Annotated in this window: 22 protein-coding genes; 14 read left to right on the top strand and 8 right to left on the bottom strand. The window is 69.2% G+C overall.

Annotated features, from left to right (window positions below):
- The first annotated feature begins 3 nt into the window (after positions 1–3).
- From AB0H76_RS22930 to AB0H76_RS22905, 6 genes are all read left to right on the top strand, one after another.
- Entirely contained in the window at positions 4–786 is a 783-nt protein-coding gene (locus AB0H76_RS22930; RefSeq protein WP_357327405.1) for a DUF5666 domain-containing protein, read from the top strand.
- Between the two features lie 69 nt (positions 787–855).
- Positions 856–1,842 carry a hypothetical protein gene (locus AB0H76_RS22925; protein ID WP_357327403.1) on the top strand — a complete coding sequence of 329 codons (987 nt, stop codon included), beginning with the start codon at positions 856–858 and terminating at the stop codon, positions 1,840–1,842.
- A 24-nt stretch (positions 1,843–1,866) separates the two neighbouring features.
- The gene (locus tag AB0H76_RS22920) at positions 1,867–2,679 is read left to right on the top strand and encodes an SDR family NAD(P)-dependent oxidoreductase (protein WP_357327400.1); all 813 of its coding nucleotides are present in this window, start codon (positions 1,867–1,869) and stop codon (positions 2,677–2,679) included.
- A 54-nt stretch (positions 2,680–2,733) separates the two neighbouring features.
- Positions 2,734–3,267 (top strand): orotate phosphoribosyltransferase, encoded by a 534-nt coding sequence (gene pyrE / locus AB0H76_RS22915; protein WP_357329822.1) that lies wholly within the window; start codon positions 2,734–2,736, stop codon positions 3,265–3,267.
- A 51-nt stretch (positions 3,268–3,318) separates the two neighbouring features.
- Positions 3,319–4,377: a beta-ketoacyl-ACP synthase 3 gene (locus AB0H76_RS22910; protein WP_357327397.1), complete on the top strand. Its 1,059-nt coding sequence runs from the start codon at positions 3,319–3,321 to the stop codon at positions 4,375–4,377.
- Positions 4,378–4,384: 7 nt separating this feature from the next.
- Positions 4,385–5,083: a lysoplasmalogenase gene (locus tag AB0H76_RS22905; protein ID WP_357327394.1), complete on the top strand. Its 699-nt coding sequence runs from the start codon at positions 4,385–4,387 to the stop codon at positions 5,081–5,083.
- 6 nt (positions 5,084–5,089) lie between these two features.
- On the opposite strand, the gene AB0H76_RS22900 is transcribed toward AB0H76_RS22905, so the two are convergent.
- The 3 genes from AB0H76_RS22900 to AB0H76_RS22890 all read right to left on the bottom strand — a co-directional run bounded on the left by AB0H76_RS22900 (position 5,090) and on the right by AB0H76_RS22890 (position 7,610).
- Positions 5,090–5,536 carry a hypothetical protein gene (locus tag AB0H76_RS22900; protein WP_357327391.1) on the bottom strand — a complete coding sequence of 149 codons (447 nt, stop codon included), beginning with the start codon at positions 5,534–5,536 and terminating at the stop codon, positions 5,090–5,092.
- A gap of 77 nt (positions 5,537–5,613) precedes the next feature.
- Complete coding sequence (locus AB0H76_RS22895; RefSeq protein ID WP_357327388.1) at positions 5,614–6,267, bottom strand: response regulator transcription factor; 654 nt, start codon at positions 6,265–6,267, stop codon at positions 5,614–5,616.
- On the bottom strand, positions 6,267–7,610 hold the full coding sequence (locus AB0H76_RS22890) for a sensor domain-containing protein (RefSeq protein WP_357327385.1): 1,344 nt from the start codon (positions 7,608–7,610) through the stop codon (positions 6,267–6,269). Before AB0H76_RS22890 ends, AB0H76_RS22895 begins: the two co-directional genes overlap by 1 nt.
- A 92-nt stretch (positions 7,611–7,702) precedes the next feature.
- On the opposite strand from AB0H76_RS22890, the gene AB0H76_RS22885 reads away from it, so the two are divergent.
- The 4 genes from AB0H76_RS22885 to AB0H76_RS22870 all read left to right on the top strand — a co-directional run bounded on the left by AB0H76_RS22885 (position 7,703) and on the right by AB0H76_RS22870 (position 10,546).
- Positions 7,703–8,026: a DUF4190 domain-containing protein gene (locus tag AB0H76_RS22885; protein ID WP_357327382.1), complete on the top strand. Its 324-nt coding sequence runs from the start codon at positions 7,703–7,705 to the stop codon at positions 8,024–8,026.
- Positions 8,027–8,073: 47 nt separating this feature from the next.
- Positions 8,074–8,607, top strand: a complete 534-nt coding sequence (locus AB0H76_RS22880) for a DUF4190 domain-containing protein (RefSeq protein WP_357327379.1) — start codon at positions 8,074–8,076, stop codon at positions 8,605–8,607.
- A gap of 28 nt (positions 8,608–8,635) precedes the next feature.
- Positions 8,636–9,319, top strand: a complete 684-nt coding sequence (locus tag AB0H76_RS22875; RefSeq protein WP_357327376.1) for a TrmH family RNA methyltransferase — start codon at positions 8,636–8,638, stop codon at positions 9,317–9,319.
- A 138-nt stretch (positions 9,320–9,457) separates the two neighbouring features.
- Positions 9,458–10,546, top strand: coding sequence for a glycoside hydrolase family 76 protein (locus AB0H76_RS22870; protein ID WP_357327373.1), 1,089 nt, complete (start codon positions 9,458–9,460; stop codon positions 10,544–10,546).
- A gap of 3 nt (positions 10,547–10,549) precedes the next feature.
- On the opposite strand, the gene AB0H76_RS22865 is transcribed toward AB0H76_RS22870, so the two are convergent.
- A complete protein-coding gene (locus AB0H76_RS22865) occupies positions 10,550–11,212 on the bottom strand; it encodes a DedA family protein (RefSeq protein WP_357327370.1) in 663 nt (220 codons plus the stop codon).
- A gap of 40 nt (positions 11,213–11,252) precedes the next feature.
- Complete coding sequence (locus tag AB0H76_RS22860; protein WP_357329820.1) at positions 11,253–11,939, bottom strand: VTT domain-containing protein; 687 nt, start codon at positions 11,937–11,939, stop codon at positions 11,253–11,255.
- Between the two features lie 241 nt (positions 11,940–12,180).
- Here AB0H76_RS22860 and fbaA point away from each other — a divergent pair, with 241 nt between their 5' ends.
- Both fbaA and AB0H76_RS22850 read left to right on the top strand, forming a co-directional pair.
- Complete coding sequence (gene fbaA / locus AB0H76_RS22855; protein WP_357327367.1) at positions 12,181–13,257, top strand: class II fructose-bisphosphate aldolase; 1,077 nt, start codon at positions 12,181–12,183, stop codon at positions 13,255–13,257.
- 59 nt (positions 13,258–13,316) lie between these two features.
- Complete coding sequence (locus AB0H76_RS22850) at positions 13,317–14,435, top strand: BTAD domain-containing putative transcriptional regulator (protein ID WP_357327364.1); 1,119 nt, start codon at positions 13,317–13,319, stop codon at positions 14,433–14,435.
- Between the two features lie 10 nt (positions 14,436–14,445).
- On the opposite strand, the gene AB0H76_RS22845 is transcribed toward AB0H76_RS22850, so the two are convergent.
- Positions 14,446–14,751: an excalibur calcium-binding domain-containing protein gene (locus AB0H76_RS22845; protein WP_357327362.1), complete on the bottom strand. Its 306-nt coding sequence runs from the start codon at positions 14,749–14,751 to the stop codon at positions 14,446–14,448.
- A gap of 164 nt (positions 14,752–14,915) precedes the next feature.
- Here AB0H76_RS22845 and AB0H76_RS22840 point away from each other — a divergent pair, with 164 nt between their 5' ends.
- Complete coding sequence (locus AB0H76_RS22840; protein WP_357329818.1) at positions 14,916–16,319, top strand: DUF4185 domain-containing protein; 1,404 nt, start codon at positions 14,916–14,918, stop codon at positions 16,317–16,319.
- Here AB0H76_RS22840 and AB0H76_RS22835 read toward each other — a convergent pair.
- Entirely contained in the window at positions 16,316–17,353 is a 1,038-nt protein-coding gene (locus tag AB0H76_RS22835; RefSeq protein ID WP_357327358.1) for a fused (3R)-hydroxyacyl-ACP dehydratase subunits HadA/HadB, read from the bottom strand. The two genes, AB0H76_RS22840 and AB0H76_RS22835, sit on opposite strands and share 4 nt — an antisense overlap.
- Positions 17,354–17,496: 143 nt before the next feature.
- Positions 17,497–19,275: a hypothetical protein gene (locus AB0H76_RS22830; protein WP_357327355.1), complete on the bottom strand. Its 1,779-nt coding sequence runs from the start codon at positions 19,273–19,275 to the stop codon at positions 17,497–17,499.
- Positions 19,276–19,359: 84 nt separating this feature from the next.
- Here AB0H76_RS22830 and AB0H76_RS22825 point away from each other — a divergent pair, with 84 nt between their 5' ends.
- The gene (locus AB0H76_RS22825; protein WP_357327353.1) at positions 19,360–19,809 is read left to right on the top strand and encodes a DUF3151 domain-containing protein; all 450 of its coding nucleotides are present in this window, start codon (positions 19,360–19,362) and stop codon (positions 19,807–19,809) included.
- Positions 19,810–19,849 lie beyond the last annotated feature (40 nt).

Genomic DNA, 19,849 nt, shown 5'->3' with positions numbered 1-19,849 from the left:
GACATGACGAACCCGAAGGATCCCTGGGGGCAACGTCCGGAGGATGCACCGACCGAACACCTCGGTCCGTCAGGCACACCGCCCGAGTACGGCCAGGGTCCGTCGGTCTATCCGTCGACCGAGCAGTACGACGCGTGGACGCCCCCGCCGCCGAATCCGACCCAGCAGCTGCCCCGGGCCGAAAATCAGTGGGGCGCGTACGAAAGCGGCTACGGCAATCAGTACCCGCCGCCGACCGCGCAGCAGCCGGTCCCGCCCGGTGCGATGCCGCCGGGCGGCGTACCGCCGGGGGGAATGCCCCCGCCGGGCCCGCCGCAGAAGCCGAAGCGCAACACCGGGCTCTGGATCGCGCTGTCATTGGGTGTTGTCGCGCTGATCGCCCTGGTCGGTGTGATCGCGGGCGCGCTGCTCGGCGGCCGGGATTCCGGCTCGGACAGCGCCGCGCGCTCGACCACGTCGTCGGTGCGCACCGCGCCGGTGCTGCCGCCGCAATCGGGTCAGAGCAGCCCGCCCGAGTTCCCCGGCGTGCCCGGTTTCGAGAACCTCGGGGCGACCATGGGCACCATCAACGCCAACAACGCGGGCACGCTCACCCTCGATTCCGCCTCCGGCGGTAGCGTCACCGTGCTCACCAATGACATGACACAGGTCATTTCACTGTCCGGCGCGAAGGTGTCGGACCTGCCCGTCGGTGACATAGTGATGGTGCAGGGTGACAAGAATCCGGACGGGTCCATCTTGGCCAAGTTCATCATCAGTACCGCGCTGCCAGGCGGGCCTCGATAAGGGTCAGTTCGGCTCGGCGCGCCCACAATGACGAACTCTGCCGGGCTGCGCCCATTAAGGTAGACGGCGATGACGGCATTGTGGTTCGGGTTGGCGGCGATCGCACTGATAGGTGCGGTCGTGCTGCTGTATTTCGATCGGGTCCAGCGGCAGCGGACCGGTCACGCACGTCAGGTCTGGGCGAAAGCCCAGGGCTACACGTATGTATCGGTGGAACCGGCGCTGCCCTCCACCTGGCGGCGCGGGGCGCTGGCCAAGCTCGGCTACCTCTCCGCCGTGGACGTGGTGTCCGGAATTCGCAAGGGCGAGAAGTTCGTTCTGTTCGATCTGGAGGACGCGGCCACCCTGGTCGCGGTGCGCCGCCAGATCGGTTCCGACATCGATGTCGACATGCGCCTGAAGACGGCCTCGCCGCCGAAGGACGCCGATCTGGAGCTGCTCGGCGCCATCGGTGACCGCGTGGTGTTCGCGACCAACCCCGAAATCGCCCGGCACGCAGTCGATCAGCGCATGGTCGCGTTCATCGAGAGTCTGCCGGATACGGTGCAAATGCTGTGGTCCGAAGGCAATTGGACGCTCGGCATGCTGTCGGTCGGCACCTCCGCCAAGGACTGGGAGACCGCGATCGATGCCGTGCTGCGGCTCTCGGGTCTGCTGCACGTGCTGCCCCCGGTCGCCGATCCGCGCGCCGGCGCGACCGGCCATGAGCAGCCGCGCCCGCGGCCCCGCCCGAACGAGGACGAGGATCCGGAGTTCGAGGGTCCCGCGCGGTCACGCCCGGCGGACGCGCGTGCGCGCGAGGACGATTGGGACTACGACGAGCGGGATCGCCGGGGCGACGAGGAATTCGGCGACCTCGACGACGACGAACCCGAAACACGTTCCCCGGAACCGCCGCGCCGGCCGTCGCTGGCCGTGGTCCCGGACGCGCGCTCCCGGCCGCGCCCGGAGCGCGCCGAGGAAGACGATGAACCGCACGGGCGCGACGAGGCGCCCCAGCCCGGCGGACCGTTCCACCCCGGTTTCCGTCCCTACCAGGGCCCGGTCCCGAAATAATTCGCTGATTGGAATGTGGTCGCCATGACCGAAAGTGCTGCTTCCGCGCGCCTGCCCGGCGCCACCCGTCCGGTCGCGCTGGTCACCGGGCCGACCTCCGGCATCGGCCACGGCTACGCCATCCGGCTCGCGGCACTCGGCTACGACCTGGTCCTGGTGGCCCGCGACACCGAAAAGCTGACCGCGCTATCGGGCGAACTGGAACGTGAATTCGGTACCCGCTCGGAGGTGCTCACCGCCGACCTGGCCGTGGCCGAAGACCGCGAGCGGGTCGCGGCCCGCGTCGCCGAAGGCATCGAATTCCTGGTCAACAACGCCGGATTCGCGCACAGCGGCGAATTCTGGACGCTGCCCTACCCGCAGCTGCAAGCTCAGCTCGACGTGAACGTCACCGCGGTGCTGCAGCTGACCCACGCCGCCCTGCCGGCGATGATCGCCGCGGCCAAGGGATCCATCGTGAATGTGGCCAGCGTGGCGGGCCTGGTACCCGGACGGGGCTCGACCTATTCGGCGTCCAAGGCCTACGTCGTATCCTTCACCGAGGGCTTGGCGGGCGGTCTCGCCGGCACCGGCGTCCGGATCCAGGCGCTGTGCCCCGGATTCGTGCGTACCGAGTTCCATGCGCGCGCCGGTATCGAGATGTCCTCGACGCCGCGCGCGATGTGGCTGACGGTCGATCAGGTGGTCGGCGGTTCGCTGAGTGATCTGGAGAAGAACCGGGTGGTGTGCGTGCCCGGAGTGCAGTACAAGGTGCTCACCACGGCGGCTGGCATGATTCCGCGAGCCCTGCAGGTGCGCATGAGTCGCGGCCTGTTCAATTCACGCGGAAGGACATAACAAGACATGAGCGAGGCGTCACCCCTCGACGATGAGCTCGGGCAGCACCATTCGCTGCTCGATCGCGACAAACTGGCGGCGCTGGTGCGCGAGCTGGCGGTAGTGCACGGCAAGGTCACGTTGTCCTCGGGCAACGAGGCCGATTACTACGTCGACCTGCGCCGCGCCACGCTGCACCACGCGGCCGGCCCCCTGATCGGAAGATTGCTGCGCGAGCTGGTCGCGGACTGGGACTTCGACTCCGTCGGCGGCCTGACCATGGGCGCCGACCCGGTGGCGCTGGCGGTCATGCACGCGCCGGGCCGCCCGATCGACGCCTTCGTGGTGCGCAAGGCCGCCAAGACCCACGGCATGCAGCGCCAGATCGAGGGCCCCGACATCGTCGGCAAGCGCGTGCTCGTGGTCGAGGACACCACCACCACCGGCAACTCCCCACTGACCGCGGTGCGTGCGCTGCGGGACGCGGGCGCTACCGTCGTCGGTGTGGCCACCGTCGTGGACCGGGAGACCGGAGCCGATCAGGTGATCGCGGCCGAGGGTCTGGAATATCGATCCATCCTCGGTCTCAAAGACCTTGCCCTGGGTTAGCCTGGGCCTCGTTTTGTAGGGTTGTCCGGTGAAGGGTCGTGTGAGTCACCCATGGTGAGCATTGCTGTCAACAAAAATCGCGAGAATGTTGCGATGCTCGGAATCGGGGCCTACCGTCCGCAGCGCATCGTCAGCAACGACGAGGTGTGTGCGGTCCTGGATTCCACTCCCGAGTGGATCTTCGAGCGCACCGGTATCCGCAATCGCCGCTGGATCAGCGGCGACGAGACGCTGCGTTCGATGGCCGCCGCGGCCGGTGAGCGCGCGCTGAGCAACACCGGTCTGGACCGGTGGAAGATCAGCGCGGTGATCCTGTGTACCTCGAGCTGGCTCAAGCTCACTCCGCACGGCGCCCCCACCATCGCCCACGACCTGGGCATCAACGGTGTTCCCGCGTTCGACCTGACCTCCGGTTGTGGCGGTTTCGGGTACGGCCTCGGCGTTGCGGCCGACCTGATCCGCGCGGGTTCCGCCGAATACGTGCTGGTGATCGGCGCGGAAACGATGACCGTCGGGCTCGATCCGACCGACCGCGGCACCGCGATGATCTTCGGTGACGGCGCGGGCGCGGTCGTGGTCGGCCCGGCCGAGGAGAACGGCATTTCCCCGACGGTCTGGGGCAGCGACGGCGAGCACGCCGAAGCCATCGCCCAGGACGTCGACTTCCTGGCGTACATGAACAAGGCCCAGGCCATGCAGGGCATCGACCCCGAGGTCGAGGCGATCGGCCGGATGTCGCTGCGCATGCAGGGGCCGAGCGTCTTCCGCTGGGCCGCGGTCACCCTGCCGCGCGCGCTGGCCTCGGCGCTGGAGATGTCCGGCGTCGCCAAGGAGGACATCGAGGTCTTCATCCCGCACCAGGCCAATGCCCGGATCAACGAGCTGATGCGCAAGAACCTGGGCCTGGCCGAGGACATCCCGATGGCCAACGACATCGAGAACACCGGCAACACCTCCGCCGCCTCCATTCCGCTGGCGATGGAGGAGATGCTGGTCAGCGGGAAGGCCAAGGGCGGGCAGACGGCGCTGCTGCTCGGCTTCGGCGCGGGCCTGAGCTACGCGGGCCAGGTCGTCACCCTGCCGCCCGCCCCGGCGGACCCGAGTTTCTGAGGTTTCGATGCGTGCTTTTCGGGCCGGCTATCTCGCGGCCGCCGCGGTCACCGTCGTCGGGGCGGTCACCGGCCGCGACACCCTGCAGTGGGTCGCCAAGCCATTGCTGATGCCGCTGCTGGCGGCGGACGTCGCGACCAGCCCGGCGGAGCTCGATCCCGCCGATCGCAAGGTGCTGCTCGCCGCGCTCGGCGCGGCCACGGTCGGTGACATCCTGCTGATCGACCCGGACAACGATCGCCGGCTGATCGCGGGCGCGTCCTCGTTCGCGCTGATGCAGACCGGGTACGCGGCGCTGTGGCTGCGCAAGGGCGCCCGGCCGCTGCCCGCGATCGCGGTGCCGCGGGTGGCGGCCTGGCTCGGCGCGAGCACGCTGCTGCGGGCCCGAGCCCGCACGGTCGCAACACCTTTGAGCGTCTACGGGCTGACGCTGGGCACCGCGGCCGTGCTGGCCTCGGATCCGGGCCTGGCTCCCGGCGCGAAGAACGTGGCGGGCCTGAACCTGCCCGATGCCGATCCGCGCAGCCGCCTGGGCCTGGGCGCGCTGCTGTTCACGGTCTCCGACGGGCTGATCGTGCTGCGCCGGCTCTTCGCGCGCAGCACCCGGTCCCGGCACCTGACCGAGGGCGTCATCCTGAGCACCTACGCCGCCGCGCAATACCTGCTCGCCGATCCGCGGGCGCACGCGAAAAAGCCGCCGCGGTAGGCGGATTCACAGCACCAGGATGATGCGGTCCCGGTTGGCCGGGTCCACCCGGATCGACACCGTCGCCCCGACCTCGAGTTTCGCGCTGTCGGCGGGTTGCACGTCGAAGGTGATCGAGCCGCTGTAGGTTTCGGCGCCCGGGATGGTGAGTTCCAGGTCCAGCTGGGTCAATTCGGTGTGCCGGTCGGTCCGGTGCAGCGCGTGCCGGCCGCGGATGGTGGCCCACCCTTCCAGGCCGTGCTGCCAGAGCCGGCGGTCGGCGCGGGACGGGCGGGTGGCCAGCAGCATGGCCAGGCCGACGGCCGAACCGAACAGGCCGACCATGCCGACGATCTGATAGGGCACGGTGCCGGGCGGCATGTGATGGACCAGCCAGCCCAGCCAGAGGCCGAGCAGGATCAGGTACCCGGCGACGACGCCGAGCACCGTACGGAGAATGCGCGCATGATCCATGCCAAGCCTTCACCCCGGAAACCCTGCACCTCCAGGATAGGTCGACGGGGCGGCCCGTGAACCGGCCTTGACCGAATTCAGCCCTTGAGCCGCAGCACCGCCAGCACCCGCCGGTGGTGCGTATCCGACACGGGCAGATCGAGTTTCACGAAGATATTGCCGATGTGCTTCTCCACCGCGCGCTCGGTGACGGTGAGCGCCTCGGCGATCGCGTTGTTGGACAGGCCCTGTGCCATGAGTTCGAGGACTTCGCGTTCGCGCGGGGTGAGCCGGGTCAGCGAATCCTGTTGCCGGGAAGCACCCATCAGCTGACTCACCACTTCCGGATCCAGCGCGGTACCGCCGGTGGCGACCCGCTGCAACGCGTCGACGAACTCGCGCACGTCGGCCACCCGGTCCTTGAGCAGGTAGCCGACCCCGCTCGCGCCGCCCGCGAGCAGCTCGGTGGCATAGCGGGTTTCGATCCATTGCGAGAACACCAGCACGCCGGTCATCGGATACTTGCGGCGCAGTTCGATGGCGGCGAGCAGACCCTCGTCGGTGAAGGACGGCGGCATCCGCACATCGACCACGGCGACGTCCGGATTGTGCTGCTCGACAACGGCACTGAGCGTGCTCGCGTCCCCGACCATCGCGACCACCTGGTGCCCGTGCTCGGTGAGCAGTCCGGCCAGGCCGTCGCGCAGGATGGCGCTGTCCTCGGCGATGACGATGCGCAGCGGCGCGCCCATCACAGGCCGACCTTGGGCAGCAGCATGGTCACCACGGTCGGGCCGCCGATCGGGCTGTCGACGGTGAGGGTGCCCTCGACCGTCCGTGCCCGCGCCGCCAGTCCGGCGAGTCCGCTGCCCCCGGCGGTGCCGGGCGGCAGCACGCCGCCGATACCGTTGTCGCGCACCGTGACCGCGAGGGTGCGGCGGTCGTGCGGGACCACCGTCACCCAGGCCCGGTTGGCGCCCGCGTGCTTGACGACATTGGTGAGCAGTTCGGCGACCGAGAAGTAGGCGATGGCCTCGATGGCCGGGCTGGGGCGCTGCGGCAGCGTCACGCGCAGGTCGACCGGCACCGCGCAGCGCGAGGTCAGCGTTTCCAGTGCCGCTTCCAAGCCCAATTCCAGTGCGGGCGGGTGGATTCCGCGTACCAGCTCGCGCAGCTCGACCAGCGCCTCCTTGGAGCTGGCGTGCGCGTCGGCGATCAGGTCACCCGGGTTGCCGCCGTTGGCCAGGCGCTCCTCGGCGCGGCCAAGGGCCATGGCGATGGTGACCAGCCGGGCCTGGGTGCCGTCGTGCAGGTCACGCTCGACCCGGCCGAGGGTGGCGGTCGCGTCGTCGACCGCGGCCCGGCGGCTCTCCCGCAACCCCGCCAGCTGCTTGTCCCGCATGGTGGCCGAGAGCAGGGTGACCGTCAGCGCCCGGTGCACCAGGCAGAGCCCGCGCAGCAGCCACGGCAGCGCGAAGCACAGCAGCACGCCGATCGCGCCGACACCGAGCACCCGCGGCCAGGTATCGATGTAGTACGAGCCGAACTGCATCATCGAGTGGCGCTCGACGCCGTTCTCGTCGGCGTTCACGGGCTGGAACACGCCCCAGATGATCGGGGAGATCGCGACGAACACGGTCATCGCCACGACCACCAGCGCGAGGTAACCGACCGCGATGCCGAGCGGCACCTGGACCACCAGGAACGCCATCGCCCGCCAGCTCGGCCGATCGGTGAACGCGCTCTTCAGGAAGCCGAAGGCCCCGGGTTGCCGGACGAACGGCGGCGGCGATTCCACGGGGGTGTCGAGCAGGGTCCGGCACAGCTGCCGGTAGACCCAGGCCCAGGGGCGCCCGCCCAGCAGGACCAACGCCAGCAGCGGAATGCCGATGATGGTCAGCGAAACGAACAGGCCGCCGCCGACGCCGAAGAACAGATAGGTGACGGCCACCAGGCCGAGCACGAAAACCGCCAGCAGATAGGCGAATTCCTTCCAGGTCCGGGCCTGGAACGGTGCGCTGAGCAGGGTGTGCCACAGCGGCTGCGCGGGCTGCGGCGCCGGCGCGAGGAGTGCTTCGGCCTGTGTCTCGATCATGCTTTCCATGCTGGTCGGTGCGGGCCCGGGTATCGAGGGAGCTGTCCGCCGAAACCATGGTGGTGCCAGCTACACCTCGTACGATCGAAGAGGTGAACCCGTATCCGGGGCCGTATTACGGTTACCCACCTTATGCCCCGCCGCCTCCGCAGCATCCACAGGCGACCACCGCCATGGCATTGGGCATCACCGCCCTGGTCGGGACCTTCATGTGCCCGCTCATCGTGGTGCTCGGCCCGTTCGCCTGGGTGATGGGCAAGCGCGCCATGGACGAGATCGACGAGGCCGCGGGTGCGCTGGGCGGGCGGGGGAGCGCGCAAGCGGGCTATATCTGCGGCATCATCGCGACCGTGCTGCTGAGCCTCGGGGTGGCGGCGTTCCTCTCGATCGTCATCGGTGTGGCGATCACCGCCTGATTGCCGCACAACCACCGAAGCGGAACGCTGACGGCTAACATCTCCTCATGAGTTTTCCGCCGTCGATGGACAAGTCCGGCCAGCCGGACCAGCCCTATGGGCAACAGCCGTACGGCCAGCAGCCGTACGGCCAATCCGATCCGCACGCGCAGCAGCCCCCGCCGCAGCAGCCGTACGGGCAGTCCGACCCCTACGCCCAGCAGCCGCAGCAGCCCTACGGCCAGCAGCCTTATGGTCAGCAGCCCTACGGCCAGCAGCCGTACGGGCAGCAGCCCTACGGCGCCGCGCCCTACGGCAGCCCCTACGGTCAGCAGGAGCATCCCCAGTCCACGCTGGTGCTGATCCTGGGCATCCTCGGCGTCACACTGTGTGGCCTGTGCGCGCCGTTCGCCTGGTTCATGGGCAAGAAGGCGCTCGACGAGATCGATGCCTCCGGCGGCGCCATCGGCGGCCGCGGGAAGACCCAGGCCGGCTTCATCCTGGGCATCATCGGCACCGCGCTGATCGCGCTCGGCATCGTGTTCGCGATCCTGGCCATCGCGCTCGGCGTCTTCAGCGCCAGCACCACCAGCACCTACTGACAATTCGGCTGGAATTAGCATCGTCGGAGTGACTCACCCGCAGCCCGACACCGCCGAGCCCGTACCCGGACCTACCGAATGGGGCGAGCATCCGCACGGTGTCGGGCCGTGGTCCGACGAATTCGGCACCCCGCCGCCCGATGATCCGCGCCTGGACCCGGAGTTGCTCGCGGCCGGCGACCGCCGCAACGTGGTGGACGCCTACCGGTACTGGACGCGCGAGGCCATCGTCGCCGACATCGATCGGCGCCGGCACCCGTTCCACGTCGCCATCGAGAACTTCGAGCACGACGCCAATATCGGCACGGTCGTGCGCACCGCCAATGCCTTCGCCGCCGCCGCGGTGCACATCGTCGGCCGCCGCCGCTGGAATCGCCGCGGCGCCATGGTGACCGACCGCTATCAGCATCTCGAGCATCACGCCGATCTCGACGAACTGCTCGCCTACGCCACCCGCAACGGGCTGACCGTGGTCGCCGTGGACAACGTGCCGGGCGCGGTACCGCTGGAAACCGCCGAGCTGCCGCGCGATTGCCTGCTGCTGTTCGGGCAGGAGGGGCCGGGCGTCACCGAGTCCGCCAAGGTCGCGGCCGCGATGACCGTCTCGATCGCCCAGTTCGGCTCGACTCGCAGCATCAACGCCGGTGTCGCCGCGGGTATCGCGATGCACGCCTGGGTGCGCCGGCACGCCGATCTGTCCGAGTCCTGGTGAGCAGGCCAACTGCGCCGTGTAACAAATAGGCCACGTAATACCCCGCCGAGCTGGCACCATTGGGATATGACATCGCGAAGCCCAAACACTGGGCAGGACGCTGCATCGACGCCCGAACTGTGGTCGGAGCGGGCCGATATGGCGGAATCCGCGATCATCTCCCGGCATCTGCGGGCACTGTGGGCGTTTCCGGGCACCGAACTCGGCGTGGTCGGCTGGCCCGCGACCAAACGGGAACGCGCCTTCGGTAACTGGCACTACTGGTGGCAGGCGCATCTGATCGAGTGCGCGGTGGACGCCGCCAACCGGATGCCGACCGCCGCCCGCCGCAAACGCGTCAGCGAACTGGTGCGCTCGCACCGGGTTCGCAACCTCACCGGCTGGACCAACAAGTACTACGACGACATGGCCTGGCTGGCCATCGCCCTGGAACGCGCCGAGCGCACCCTGGGCGTCACCGAGGTGCGCGGCGCGCTGATCGCACTGGAGAACAAGCTCTACGACGCCTGGAATCCGGCCGCCGGCGGCGGTATCCCGTGGCGGCTCGGTTCGGACTTCTACAACGCGCCCGCCAACGGCCCGGCCGGGATCGCGCTGTCCAGACTCGGCCGGTACGGCCGGGCGCAGGAGATCGCGGACTGGCTGGAGGCGAACCTGCGCGACGCCGACACGGGGCTGATCCTGGACGGCATCCACTTGCCGGGCGGCGTGATCGAGCGGCCCATCTTCAGCTACTGCCAGGGCGTGGTGCTGGGCTTGGAGACCGAACTCGCGGTGCACACCGGCGCACCGCGGCATGCGCAGCGCGCGCACCGGCTGCTGCACGCCGTCGACGCGCAGCTGACCACGGGTGGTGTCATCCACGGTGGCGGCGGCGGGGACGGCGGCCTGTTCAACGGCATTCTGGCCCGATATCTGGCGGTGGTGGCGCTGATGCTGCCGGGCGAGGAGCGCGAGCAGGTCGAGGATCGGCAGCTGGCGGCCACCCTGGTCCGGAAATCGGCGGCCGCGGCCTGGTCGAATCGGCTCGAGGTCGAGGGTGAGCCGCTGTTCGGCGCCGATTGGTGCAAGCCGGCGCGGGTGCCCGGGGGCAGCGCGGGGGCGGGCTTTTTCACCGCAGGCGGCTCGGTGACCGCGTCGGCGATTCCCGAACGCGACCTGTCGGTGCAGCTGTCGGGCTGGCTGCTGATGGAAGCGGCCTACCAGGTCAGCGCCGCGGGAATGTAGGGCTCAGCGTTCGGCCGGGGCCGGATCGACGTCGAAATCCTCGGCGGGCTTGGCCATTTCCTGCCGATAGTGCCGGATACCGAGCACGGTGCCCACGATCAGCCCGACGACCAGCGTGCCGATCACCATCGGCATCAGCCATGGCACCTGCTGCAGGAAACCGCCCGCGTAGTAGCCGATCAGCAGCAGCACCGGCGCCCAGATGATCGCGCCGATGGTGCTGGCCACGGTGTATTTGCGGTGATCCATCCCGGCCGCGCCCGCGACCATCGGGCACAGCGTGCGCACCCAGGGAATCCAGCGCGCCACCAGCACCGCGAGAAAACCGTGGCGCTGCAACAACTCCGAGACCCGGGCCAGGTTCCGGGTGTTGATATAGCGCCCGTTCTTGCGGGCCACCAGGTGGTGACCGGTGCGTTGCCCGATCACATAGCCGACCTGGTTGCCCGCGATCGCGGCGATCATCGCGCCCACCGAGAGCGCCCACACCTGCGCCTCGCCCGAGGCGTGCGCGGCCATCACGATGCCCGCGGTGATCAACATCGAATCGCCGGGCAAGAACAGGCCGACGATCAGCGCGCACTCCAGGAAGACGAAGGTCAGCACCACCGTCCAGACGAGCGTGGGGCCCGCGGACAGCAGCGGGTCGAACGAGCCCACCGCCATGGGCTGGGCCGCTAGAAGAGAAGGCTCCGTAGCCACCGGCTCAGCGGGTCGACTCGTTCGGCGAGGTCGAGGTCAGCTCGGCCTCGAGCACGTCCTTGACCGGGGTATTACCGCGACTACGCAGCTTCTTCGCGACCGTGATGATGGCCGGCAGGATCGACACGAACACGATCAGCAGGAAGATCGACTCGATGTGGTCGCGCACGAAGGCGACATTGCCGAGGAAGTAGCCGATGACCGTGACGCCGCCACCCCACAGGATCGCGCCGACGATGTCGAAGGCGACGAACTTGCGGTAGGTCATCTGCGAGACGCCCGCGAGGACCGGCATGAAGGTACGCACGATCGGCACGAACCGGGCCAGGATGATCGTCTTCGGGCCGTGCTTCTCGAAGAATTCGTGCGTTTCGGTCACGTAGTGCTTCTTGAAGAAGCGGGTGTCTTCCTTCTGGAAGATCTTCGGGCCGATGGCCCGGCCGATCCAGTAGCCGCACTGGTCGCCGAGGAAGGCGACCGCGATGACCGCGGGCAGCAGCACCCAGATCGATACCGGCGGATCGGATTGGGCCGCGAGCATGCCGCCGGTGAACAGCAGCGAATCGCCGGGCAGAATCGGGAACAGCAGGCCGGTCTCGATGAAGACGATGATCAGGATCGCGGGCAGCACCGCATTCGCCAGCCAGGTCTTGGTCAGCAGATCCAGCGGCTTGAGCAGATTGCTCCACACCGATTCATCGGCAACCGCCAGTAGATCGGTCGCTGCCAGCAGATTCACGCGGCCTCCTGTTCGGGGACGGCCGGCGCGCGTCGCGGAGCACCGTTCGAGTGCGGGCCGGCCCGATTACCCGGCCCACAGTACCGGGTGTGACCGGAAATGCCCGTGTCGCGCCGGAAACTACCGATCGGTCAACAACCCGGGTACGGACCGAAACGCCTCTGGCTTAGGGTGTGCCTGACAGAATTGTCTTTTGCCGCACGCCGAGACATGGAACTACACGGAGGTTGTCACTGTGCCCATCGCGACTCCGGAGGTCTACGCCGAGATGCTGGGTCGGGCCAAGGCGAACTCCTTCGCCTTCCCCGCCATCAACGTCACCTCGTCGGAAACGATCAACGCGGCCATCAAGGGCTTCGCGGACGCCGGTAGCGACGGCATCATCCAGTTCTCCACCGGCGGCGCGGAATTCGGTTCCGGCCTGGGTGTGAAGGATATGGTCACCGGTTCCGTGGCGCTGGCCGAGTTCGCGCACGTCATCGCCGCGAAGTACGACGTGACGATCGCGCTGCACACCGATCACTGCCCCAAGGACAAGCTGGACAGCTTCGTGCGTCCGCTTATCGCCATCTCCCAGGAGCGGGTGAACGCGGGCCGCAACCCGCTGTTCCAGTCGCACATGTGGGACGGTTCCGCGATCCCGATCGACGAGAACCTGGAGATCGCGAAGGAGCTGTTGAAGGCCACGCACGCGGCCAACATCATCCTCGAGGTCGAGATCGGCGTCGTCGGCGGCGAAGAGGACGGCGTCGAGGCCGAGATCAACGACAAGCTCTACACCTCGCCCGAGGATTTCCAGAAGACGATCGACGCGCTCGGCCACGGCGAGAACGGCAAGTACCTGCTGGCCGCCACCTTCGGCAACGTGCACGGCGTCTACAAGCCGGGCAATGTGAAGCTGCGGCCGGAGGTGCTGGCCGAGGGTCAGCGCGTGGCCGCCGCCAAGCTGGGCCTGGGCACGGACGCACAGCCGTTCGATTTCGTCTTCCACGGTGGTTCGGGCTCGCTGAAGTCCGAGATCGAGGATTCGCTGCGGTACGGCGTGGTGAAGATGAATGTCGACACCGACACCCAGTACGCCTTCACCCGCCCGGTCGCCGGTCACATGTTCGCCAACTACGAGGGCGTGCTCAAGATCGACGGCGAGGTCGGCAACAAGAAGGTCTACGATCCGCGCAGCTACCTCAAGAAGGCGGAGGCGGCCATGGCGGCGCGCGTTCTCGAGGCGTGCAATGATCTGAAGTCTGCGGGACGGTCGATCAGCGCCTGACCCTTCTGCCTCTCGGGGGCAAGGGTTTTGCCGCCGATGCGGGAGCATTAGGGAAGTTCATGAGTTTGGATGTGCGCGTGCTCGGGCCCGTCCGGTTGTTCGTCGGTGGTACACCGGTGGCGGTCGGCGGGCCCAAGCCGCGTGCGTTGCTGGCGGCGCTGATCGTCAATCGACGGCGCGCGGTGTCCTCGGCGGTGCTGGCCGACATGGTCTGGAACGAGGACCCGCCCGACTCCTACGCCGCCAGCCTGCAGGTATTCGTCTCGAATATCCGTAAGGCGCTGCGTAATTCGGGCGTGGACCCGGCCGCGGTGCTGCGCACGGAATCCTCGGGGTATCGGCTCGAGATTCCCGAGGAAGCCTGCGATATCGGCCGTTTCGAGGCGGCCCGGGAAGCCGCGGGCAAAGCCGCCGGCGCCGGCGACAACGAAGGCGCCTCGCGGCTCTACGCCACCGCGCTGCAGGAGTGGAGCGGTCGCGCGCTCGCCGATCTGGCGGGCCTGGGTTTCGCCGACGGTTTCGCCACCGCCATGGACGAGGAGCGCCTGGTCGCCGCCGCGGCCCGGATCGACGCCGAAATCGCCTGTGGGCGGCATTCTTCGGTGATCGGTGAGCTGCGCTCGATGACGGCCGAGCATCCGCTGCGGGAACCGCTGTGGGGTCAGCTGATCACCGCGCTGTACCTGTCCGGCCGCCAAGCCGACGCGCTCGCGGCCGCCCGGCGGGTGAAAGACGTCCTCGCCGAGGAACTCGGCATCGATCCCGGCCCGGCGCTGGTCGAGCTGGAACAGCGGGTGCTGCGCCAGGAGTCGTTGAGCACCAATGAGTTCCGCCGGGTCGAGGACCTGCACAAGTACATGACCGAGACGGTCACCGAGATGCCGCGCACGGTCCGCAACGGGCAGTTGCGGATGCCCGACGGCCGGGCGCAGGTCATCCCGCCGGCCGGTCTGCGGATCGGCCGGATGACCGACAACGACCTGATCCTCGACGATCCCAAGGCCAGCCGGTACCACGCGCACATCATGCCGAGCCGGGCCGGTCTGCTGATCAAGGATCTGGGCTCGGCCAACGGGGTCTACGTCAACGAGGAGGCGATCGACAACGGCGCGCTGCTCGCCGACGGCGATGTCATCCGGATCGGCTCGACCGCGCTGGTGTTCCAGGCGATCAACTGATCGCCCGCGCCTAGTCGTCGCTGAGTTCGCAGGCCACGCCGTCGCCGTCGCGATCCAGGTAGGACCAGTAGCCGGGTTCGCCGCGCTGCGGATGCCAGTTGCCGTCGCGCCGGGCCTCGGCGCAGTTGCGGTAGAACTGTTTCTTCGGTTTGTCGTTGCTGGTCGGTCTCGGATCCTGGTCGCGGAGCTCGCCGGCCTGTGCCGGGGCGGGCGCCGGCCCGAGGATGGCGGCCGCGGGCGCGAGCCCGAAGCCGGCCACCAGGCAGGCGGCGCCGAGGGCCGCGGCCAGGCGGGGCGATTGCACATTCTGGTTCACGGTCTCCATCGTGCGCCGACTTCGAATCCGGTGCTATCAGCGCTGATAGCGGCTTGATCGGAAAGTCGCGCCGGGAAAACGCGGGTTGCCGGGTATGGTCGACCGCTGTGTCCAAGGCCAGGCAACTGCTGGCCGCGGCGGGTGCCGCGGTGCTGTGCAGCGCTGTGCACCCGGGGGCCGCCGCGGCGCCGAAACCCGAACCGGCGCAGGTGCTCCCGGGCGTCGGCCCGTGCCCGAGCGACCCGGAGCCGGTGCACGAGGGGCTGGTCCCGAAGACCCTCGAGGTGCCGATCCCGTATCCGGTGGTCACCGTGCTGCCGCCGCGGGCCGAGCCGGCGCCGGTGCGCACCCGCATGCAGTTGCCGCTCGATCCCTGCGTGAATCCATGCCCGGACCTGACCGACGTTCCGGCGCCGCCGCCGAGTGCGGCGAACCAGCTCGGCGTCCCGGAAATCCGGTTGAGCCCCCAGCCTTTTCACTTCGGCGTACCCGGGCCCGGCCCGGATCCCGGACCGGTGCCGCCCCCGCCGCCGCGCGTCGAGCCGCCCACCGAGCGCGCCCCGCAGGCGCCGGGCCGGGCCGCGCCGCGCATCACCGAGGTCCGCGAGGTGGCCAAGCTGACCGGTGCGCACTCGATCAATCGCACCGACAAGCGCTGGCAGGTCGACGGCACCGACCTCGGCATCATGTGGGAGAGCGCGCCGGGGGAGATCATCACCGCCTTCGGTGACACGGTCGGGCGCGGTTTCCATCCGCCGGGCGGCATGGGTGGGGACTGGCGCAGCAATGTGCTGGCCTTCAGCACCGACCGCGACCTGTCCGACGGCGTCACCTACGACGCCATGGTCACCGACGATCGCTGCCACGCCGCGGAGGTGCTCTCCAGCCGCAAACTCGACAATGTCGAGATAACCACCATTCCCACTTCGGGTTTCGCGCTCGGCGACCGGCAGTACATGAGCTACATGTCGATTCGCACCTGGAACAGCGTGCCCGGCACCTTCTATACCAACTACGGCGGCATCGCCTACTCCGAGGACCACGGCCAGACCTGGACCAAGGACCCGCACGCCCGCTGGGACAACATCTTCGGGCTCGCGAATTTCCAAGTGTCGGCGATGGTTCCGCACGGTGAGCACGTCTATATGTTCGGTACGCCCAACACCCGGCTCGGCGCGGTGGGGTTGGCGCGGGTGGCCACGGATCAGCTGCTCAACACCAGCGCCTACCAGTATTGGAGTGAGGGCAGCTGGCGCCCGGTGGGTTCGGCACAGGCCACGCCGATCGTGGACGCGCCCGCCGCGGAGCTGTCGGTGCGCTACGACGCCGGGCGCAAGGTCTGGCAGCTCAGCTACCTGGACACGGCACAGGCGGCACTGGTTGTGCGCGAAGCGGATTCGCCGCAGGGGGTGTGGTCCGGCGGCACGCCGACGGTGTCGGTGGCCGACCACGCCGAGCTCTACGGCGGATTCATCCATCCCTGGTCGAGCGGGCGCGAGCTCTACTTCACGCTGTCCACCTGGAACGACTACAACGTCTACCTGATGCGGGCGACGCTGGGCGATTAGGCGAAGCGGACCTCGGCCAGCGCCCGGCCGAACAGTTTGCGGCCCTCGGCGGAACCGCTCAACATGATTGTCCCGGTGCGGGTTTCGGCATCCAGCGACTTGAGCTTGCCGCTGAACTCGACGGTGGTCGCGGCATCTGCGGCGACCGGGACGAAACCGGAGAACCGCACGCTGAACTTCTCGATGGCGGTCGGATCGCCCAGCCAGGAGGTCAGGTATTCGGCGGCCAGGCCCATGGTGAGCATGCCGTGCGCGACCACGGTCGGCAGGCCGACCAGCTCGGCGGCGCGGTCGCTGAAGTGGATCGGGTTCGGGTCGCCCGAGACGCCGGCGTAGTTGGCCAGGTCGCCGCGGGTCAGCCGGGCCGAGCCGGCGGGGAGCGCGGTGCCGGGGGTGAGGGCGTCGAAGTCGAGCACGGTGTGCACCGGGACGGTCTCGCGCGGCGGGACGGTCAGCGCGTTCGGGTCGGCGGGCAGCTCGATCAGCGCGGAGGTCTCGTCCAGGTCGGCGGGCCGGACGTACATGAAGATGCTGTCCACCGCCTGCACCAGGTTCGAGTCGACCTCGGCGCCGCGGCGCGCCACGATGGTGCTGGAGCCGATCTGCACGATCTCGCCGCGCTGGTTGCGCAGCACGAACTTGATGTGGATGAAGTCGTTGTCGCCGAACTGGCGGAGCGAATCGATGACGATCTCGGTCTGGATCCGGTCGCCCGCCAGAATCGGCTGATGTAGCTCGAAGACCTGGTCGGTCTGCAGCACCTGGGATAGGTCGTAGTCGGTGAGTACCGAATCCAGCAGGGCCTGGGTGCTCGTCATGCCGATCACCGAGGAGAAGGTCGGCGGTGCGATCAGGCCCTCGTAGCCGAGCCTGCGTGCCTCGGTTTCGCGCCGATGCGCGGGATGATCGTTCTGGATGGCCCGGGCGAATTCGCGCACCTTCTCGCGGCCGACCTCGTAGTGGTCGCGGACCTGGAAGCGCCGTCCGGCCAGCTCGGTCTGCTGTGCGACGGCGGCGGTTTCCGGCTGCGCCATCGTTTGTTCCCTCATCATGATCCGGGCCATGCTACTGGCGGACCGGACCGATGACCAGGTGAGTGTGATGCGGGCTACGGGTGACCTGGGCCTCCGCCGACCGGGTATTTATCCCGATTGACGGAGGCCGGCGGCGCCGCTGATCAGCTGCCGGCGGGCTTGTCGCAGACCTTCCAGCCGTCGCCGGTGCGCTCCAGATCGAAGGTGCGCGCCGACTTCTTCGACGGGTCCGCCGCGGTGTAGACGGTGGCCTGCGCCAGCGCCGTCCCATCGGTGATCTGGATGGCGTCCACGTCATCGATCACCGGGATGGTCTTCTGATCCACCGACAGTTTGTGCACACCCGAGAAGTCGGCCTCGGGGATACCCGCGTAGTAGTCGTGCAGCGCGCCGCAGGTGCTGTCGCGCAGCGCCGCGAGATCACCGTCGCGCAGCGCGCTGGTGTAATCGCCGATGGCCGAGCGGACCTGGGCCTGCGGCGAACTGTCCCCGCGATTGCTGAAGGCGATGCCGCCCGCGACCAGCGCGAGCAGCAGCACCGCCCCGGCTCCGACACCGATCAGCAGGCGCTTGGACTTGCCCGCGTCCGCCGCGGCGTCCGGTGCGGTGGGTTCCACCCGCTGCGGCGCGGCCATCGGCTGCGGCCGCTGCTGCTGGCCCGCGGGCTGGAACACCGACTGCACCGGCAGCGTCATCTGCACATCGGCCGGGGACTGCGCCTGCGGCACCCGGCGCGGTTGCTGCTGCTGCGGCGCGGGGCCCTGCTTACCGGGCTGCTTCGGGCCCGGCGCGGGACGCGGGGTCATCGGCGGCTTGCTCATCGGGGCCGCGCGCGGGGGAGCGACCCGGTCGCCGCCCTCCGGCTTCGGGGCCTCGGTCCGGAACTTCTGGGTGGCTTGCGGATCCGGCCGCTGCACCGGGAACACGGCGGTCTTCGCGTCGTCTTCCTGCGGTTTCGGCACGATCTTCATGGCGACGGTCGCGGCGTCGTCGGCGGCCACATTCGGCGCGGGCGGCGGCGGTGGCACGTCGGCCGGTTCGTCGTTGCGCATCGCGACGGTGTCCACGTCGGCGTCGGACTGCCCGGTCGGCTTCGGGCGTTGCTGCACCTTCATGACGACGGTCTGCGCGTCCGCGCCGGCGGGCGGATCGTCGGATTTCGCTGTGTCGCCGCCGGTTTCGGTCTTGACCGGTTGATCGGCGGGCGTATCCCGGCGGATGACGGCGGTCGCGCCCGGCTCGGCGTCGACCGGTGCGGGGGCGTCCGCCGCTGCGCCGGGCTGGTCGGCCGGTGCCTGATCGACGGCCGGAGCTGCGGTGGCGGGCTGATCGGTTTTGCCGGATGCCTGGTCCGGAGTGGACTTGTCGGAGGCCGGATCGACGGCGGGGGCTGCCGCGGCAGGCCTGTCGGCTTTCGCGGCGGCCGGAGTCGCCGCGTCGGTCTTCCCCGGTGCCTGGCTGTCGGCCGGGGCCGCCGCCTCGTCCTTGCTTGGTTCCTGGCTGACGGCGGAGGTGGCCGCGTTGCCCTTACCCGGTGCCTGGCTGACGGCGGGGGTCGCCGCCTCGCCCTTGCCGGACGGCTGACTGATCGCGGGCGCGCTGGGCTTTGCGCCCGGCCGGCTGATCGCCGGGGCACTGGGCTTTTCGGCCGCGGGCTCCTCGGTCTTCCACTCGCTCGTCTTCGGCGCGGGCGGCGCGCTCTCGGCGCCACCGGTGGCGATCTCGGTCGTCGGCGCCTGCGAGCTCACGGCGGCGGGCCGGTCGTCCTTCGGCTCGGCCGCGGCCATCGGCACCGTCGGCGCGGCGGTCGCGTGCTTGACGGTGGGTGCGTCGGCGGCCGGTTCCACGGCGGCGTCGGGGCGCGCGTCCTGCGGACCGGCGGATTCCGGGGCCGGCTTCTTCTCGTCGTTCGGGTCGGACACCTAATACCCCTCGCTCAGGCGGAACATGTGGAACTCGACGGCCAGCCTAGTGGGCATATCGGTCCTACATGCAGAATGAACCGCATGACCTCCTTCGGTGACTTGCTCGGACCGCAGCCGGTACTCCTGCCGGAAAACTTGGAAGCGGAGGAGGCCCTGCTCAACAAGGCCGATCCGGTGCAGGTGGCGGCCGATCACCCGGCGGCCTCGATCGCCTGGGCCTACCTCGCCGAGGCCGCGCTGACCAGCGGCGGCGCCGACGGCGCCGATGCCGCGGTGAGTCACGACATCGTCGCCGCCTACGCCTTCGCGCGCACCGGCTACCACCGCGGCCTGGACCTGTTGCGCCGCAACGGCTGGAAGGGTTTCGGCCCGGTGCCGTGGAGCCACGAGCCGAACCAGGGTTTCCTGCGCTGCGTCGGCGCGCTGGCCCGTGCGGCCCAGGTGATCGGCGAGACCGAGGAGTACGCCCGCTGCCTGGATCTGCTCGAGGACTGCGACCCGCGGGCCGCGGCGGAGCTCGGTCTTAATTGATCCGGCGTCGCGACGCGCTACCTCTCGGCGCGGCCCTCGG

It is taken from the genome of Nocardia sp. NPDC050712, assembly GCF_040654295.1.
GTDB lineage: Bacteria > Actinomycetota > Actinomycetes > Mycobacteriales > Mycobacteriaceae > Nocardia.
This window is presented reverse-complemented; position numbering and strand designations above follow the sequence as displayed.

Excerpts from the sequence above, each read along its gene's own strand:
- AB0H76_RS22900 (WP_357327391.1), bottom strand. The coding sequence starts at position 5,536 with ATGGATCATGCGCGCATTCTCCGTACGGTGCTCGGCGTCGTCGCCGGG.
- AB0H76_RS22825 (WP_357327353.1), top strand. The coding sequence starts at position 19,360 with ATGACCTCCTTCGGTGACTTGCTCGGACCGCAGCCGGTACTCCTGCCG.
- AB0H76_RS22835 (WP_357327358.1), bottom strand. The coding sequence starts at position 17,353 with ATGGCGCAGCCGGAAACCGCCGCCGTCGCACAGCAGACCGAGCTGGCC.
- AB0H76_RS22890 (WP_357327385.1), bottom strand. The coding sequence starts at position 7,610 with ATGATCGAGACACAGGCCGAAGCACTCCTCGCGCCGGCGCCGCAGCCC.
- AB0H76_RS22870 (WP_357327373.1), top strand. The coding sequence starts at position 9,458 with ATGGCGGAATCCGCGATCATCTCCCGGCATCTGCGGGCACTGTGGGCG.
- AB0H76_RS22880 (WP_357327379.1), top strand. The coding sequence starts at position 8,074 with ATGAGTTTTCCGCCGTCGATGGACAAGTCCGGCCAGCCGGACCAGCCC.
- AB0H76_RS22920 (WP_357327400.1), top strand. The coding sequence starts at position 1,867 with ATGACCGAAAGTGCTGCTTCCGCGCGCCTGCCCGGCGCCACCCGTCCG.
- AB0H76_RS22905 (WP_357327394.1), top strand. The coding sequence starts at position 4,385 with ATGCGTGCTTTTCGGGCCGGCTATCTCGCGGCCGCCGCGGTCACCGTC.
- AB0H76_RS22910 (WP_357327397.1), top strand. The coding sequence starts at position 3,319 with ATGGTGAGCATTGCTGTCAACAAAAATCGCGAGAATGTTGCGATGCTC.
- AB0H76_RS22925 (WP_357327403.1), top strand. The coding sequence starts at position 856 with ATGACGGCATTGTGGTTCGGGTTGGCGGCGATCGCACTGATAGGTGCG.
- AB0H76_RS22850 (WP_357327364.1), top strand. The coding sequence starts at position 13,317 with ATGAGTTTGGATGTGCGCGTGCTCGGGCCCGTCCGGTTGTTCGTCGGT.
- AB0H76_RS22930 (WP_357327405.1), top strand. The coding sequence starts at position 4 with ATGACGAACCCGAAGGATCCCTGGGGGCAACGTCCGGAGGATGCACCG.
- AB0H76_RS22865 (WP_357327370.1), bottom strand. The coding sequence starts at position 11,212 with ATGGCGGTGGGCTCGTTCGACCCGCTGCTGTCCGCGGGCCCCACGCTC.
- AB0H76_RS22895 (WP_357327388.1), bottom strand. The coding sequence starts at position 6,267 with ATGGGCGCGCCGCTGCGCATCGTCATCGCCGAGGACAGCGCCATCCTG.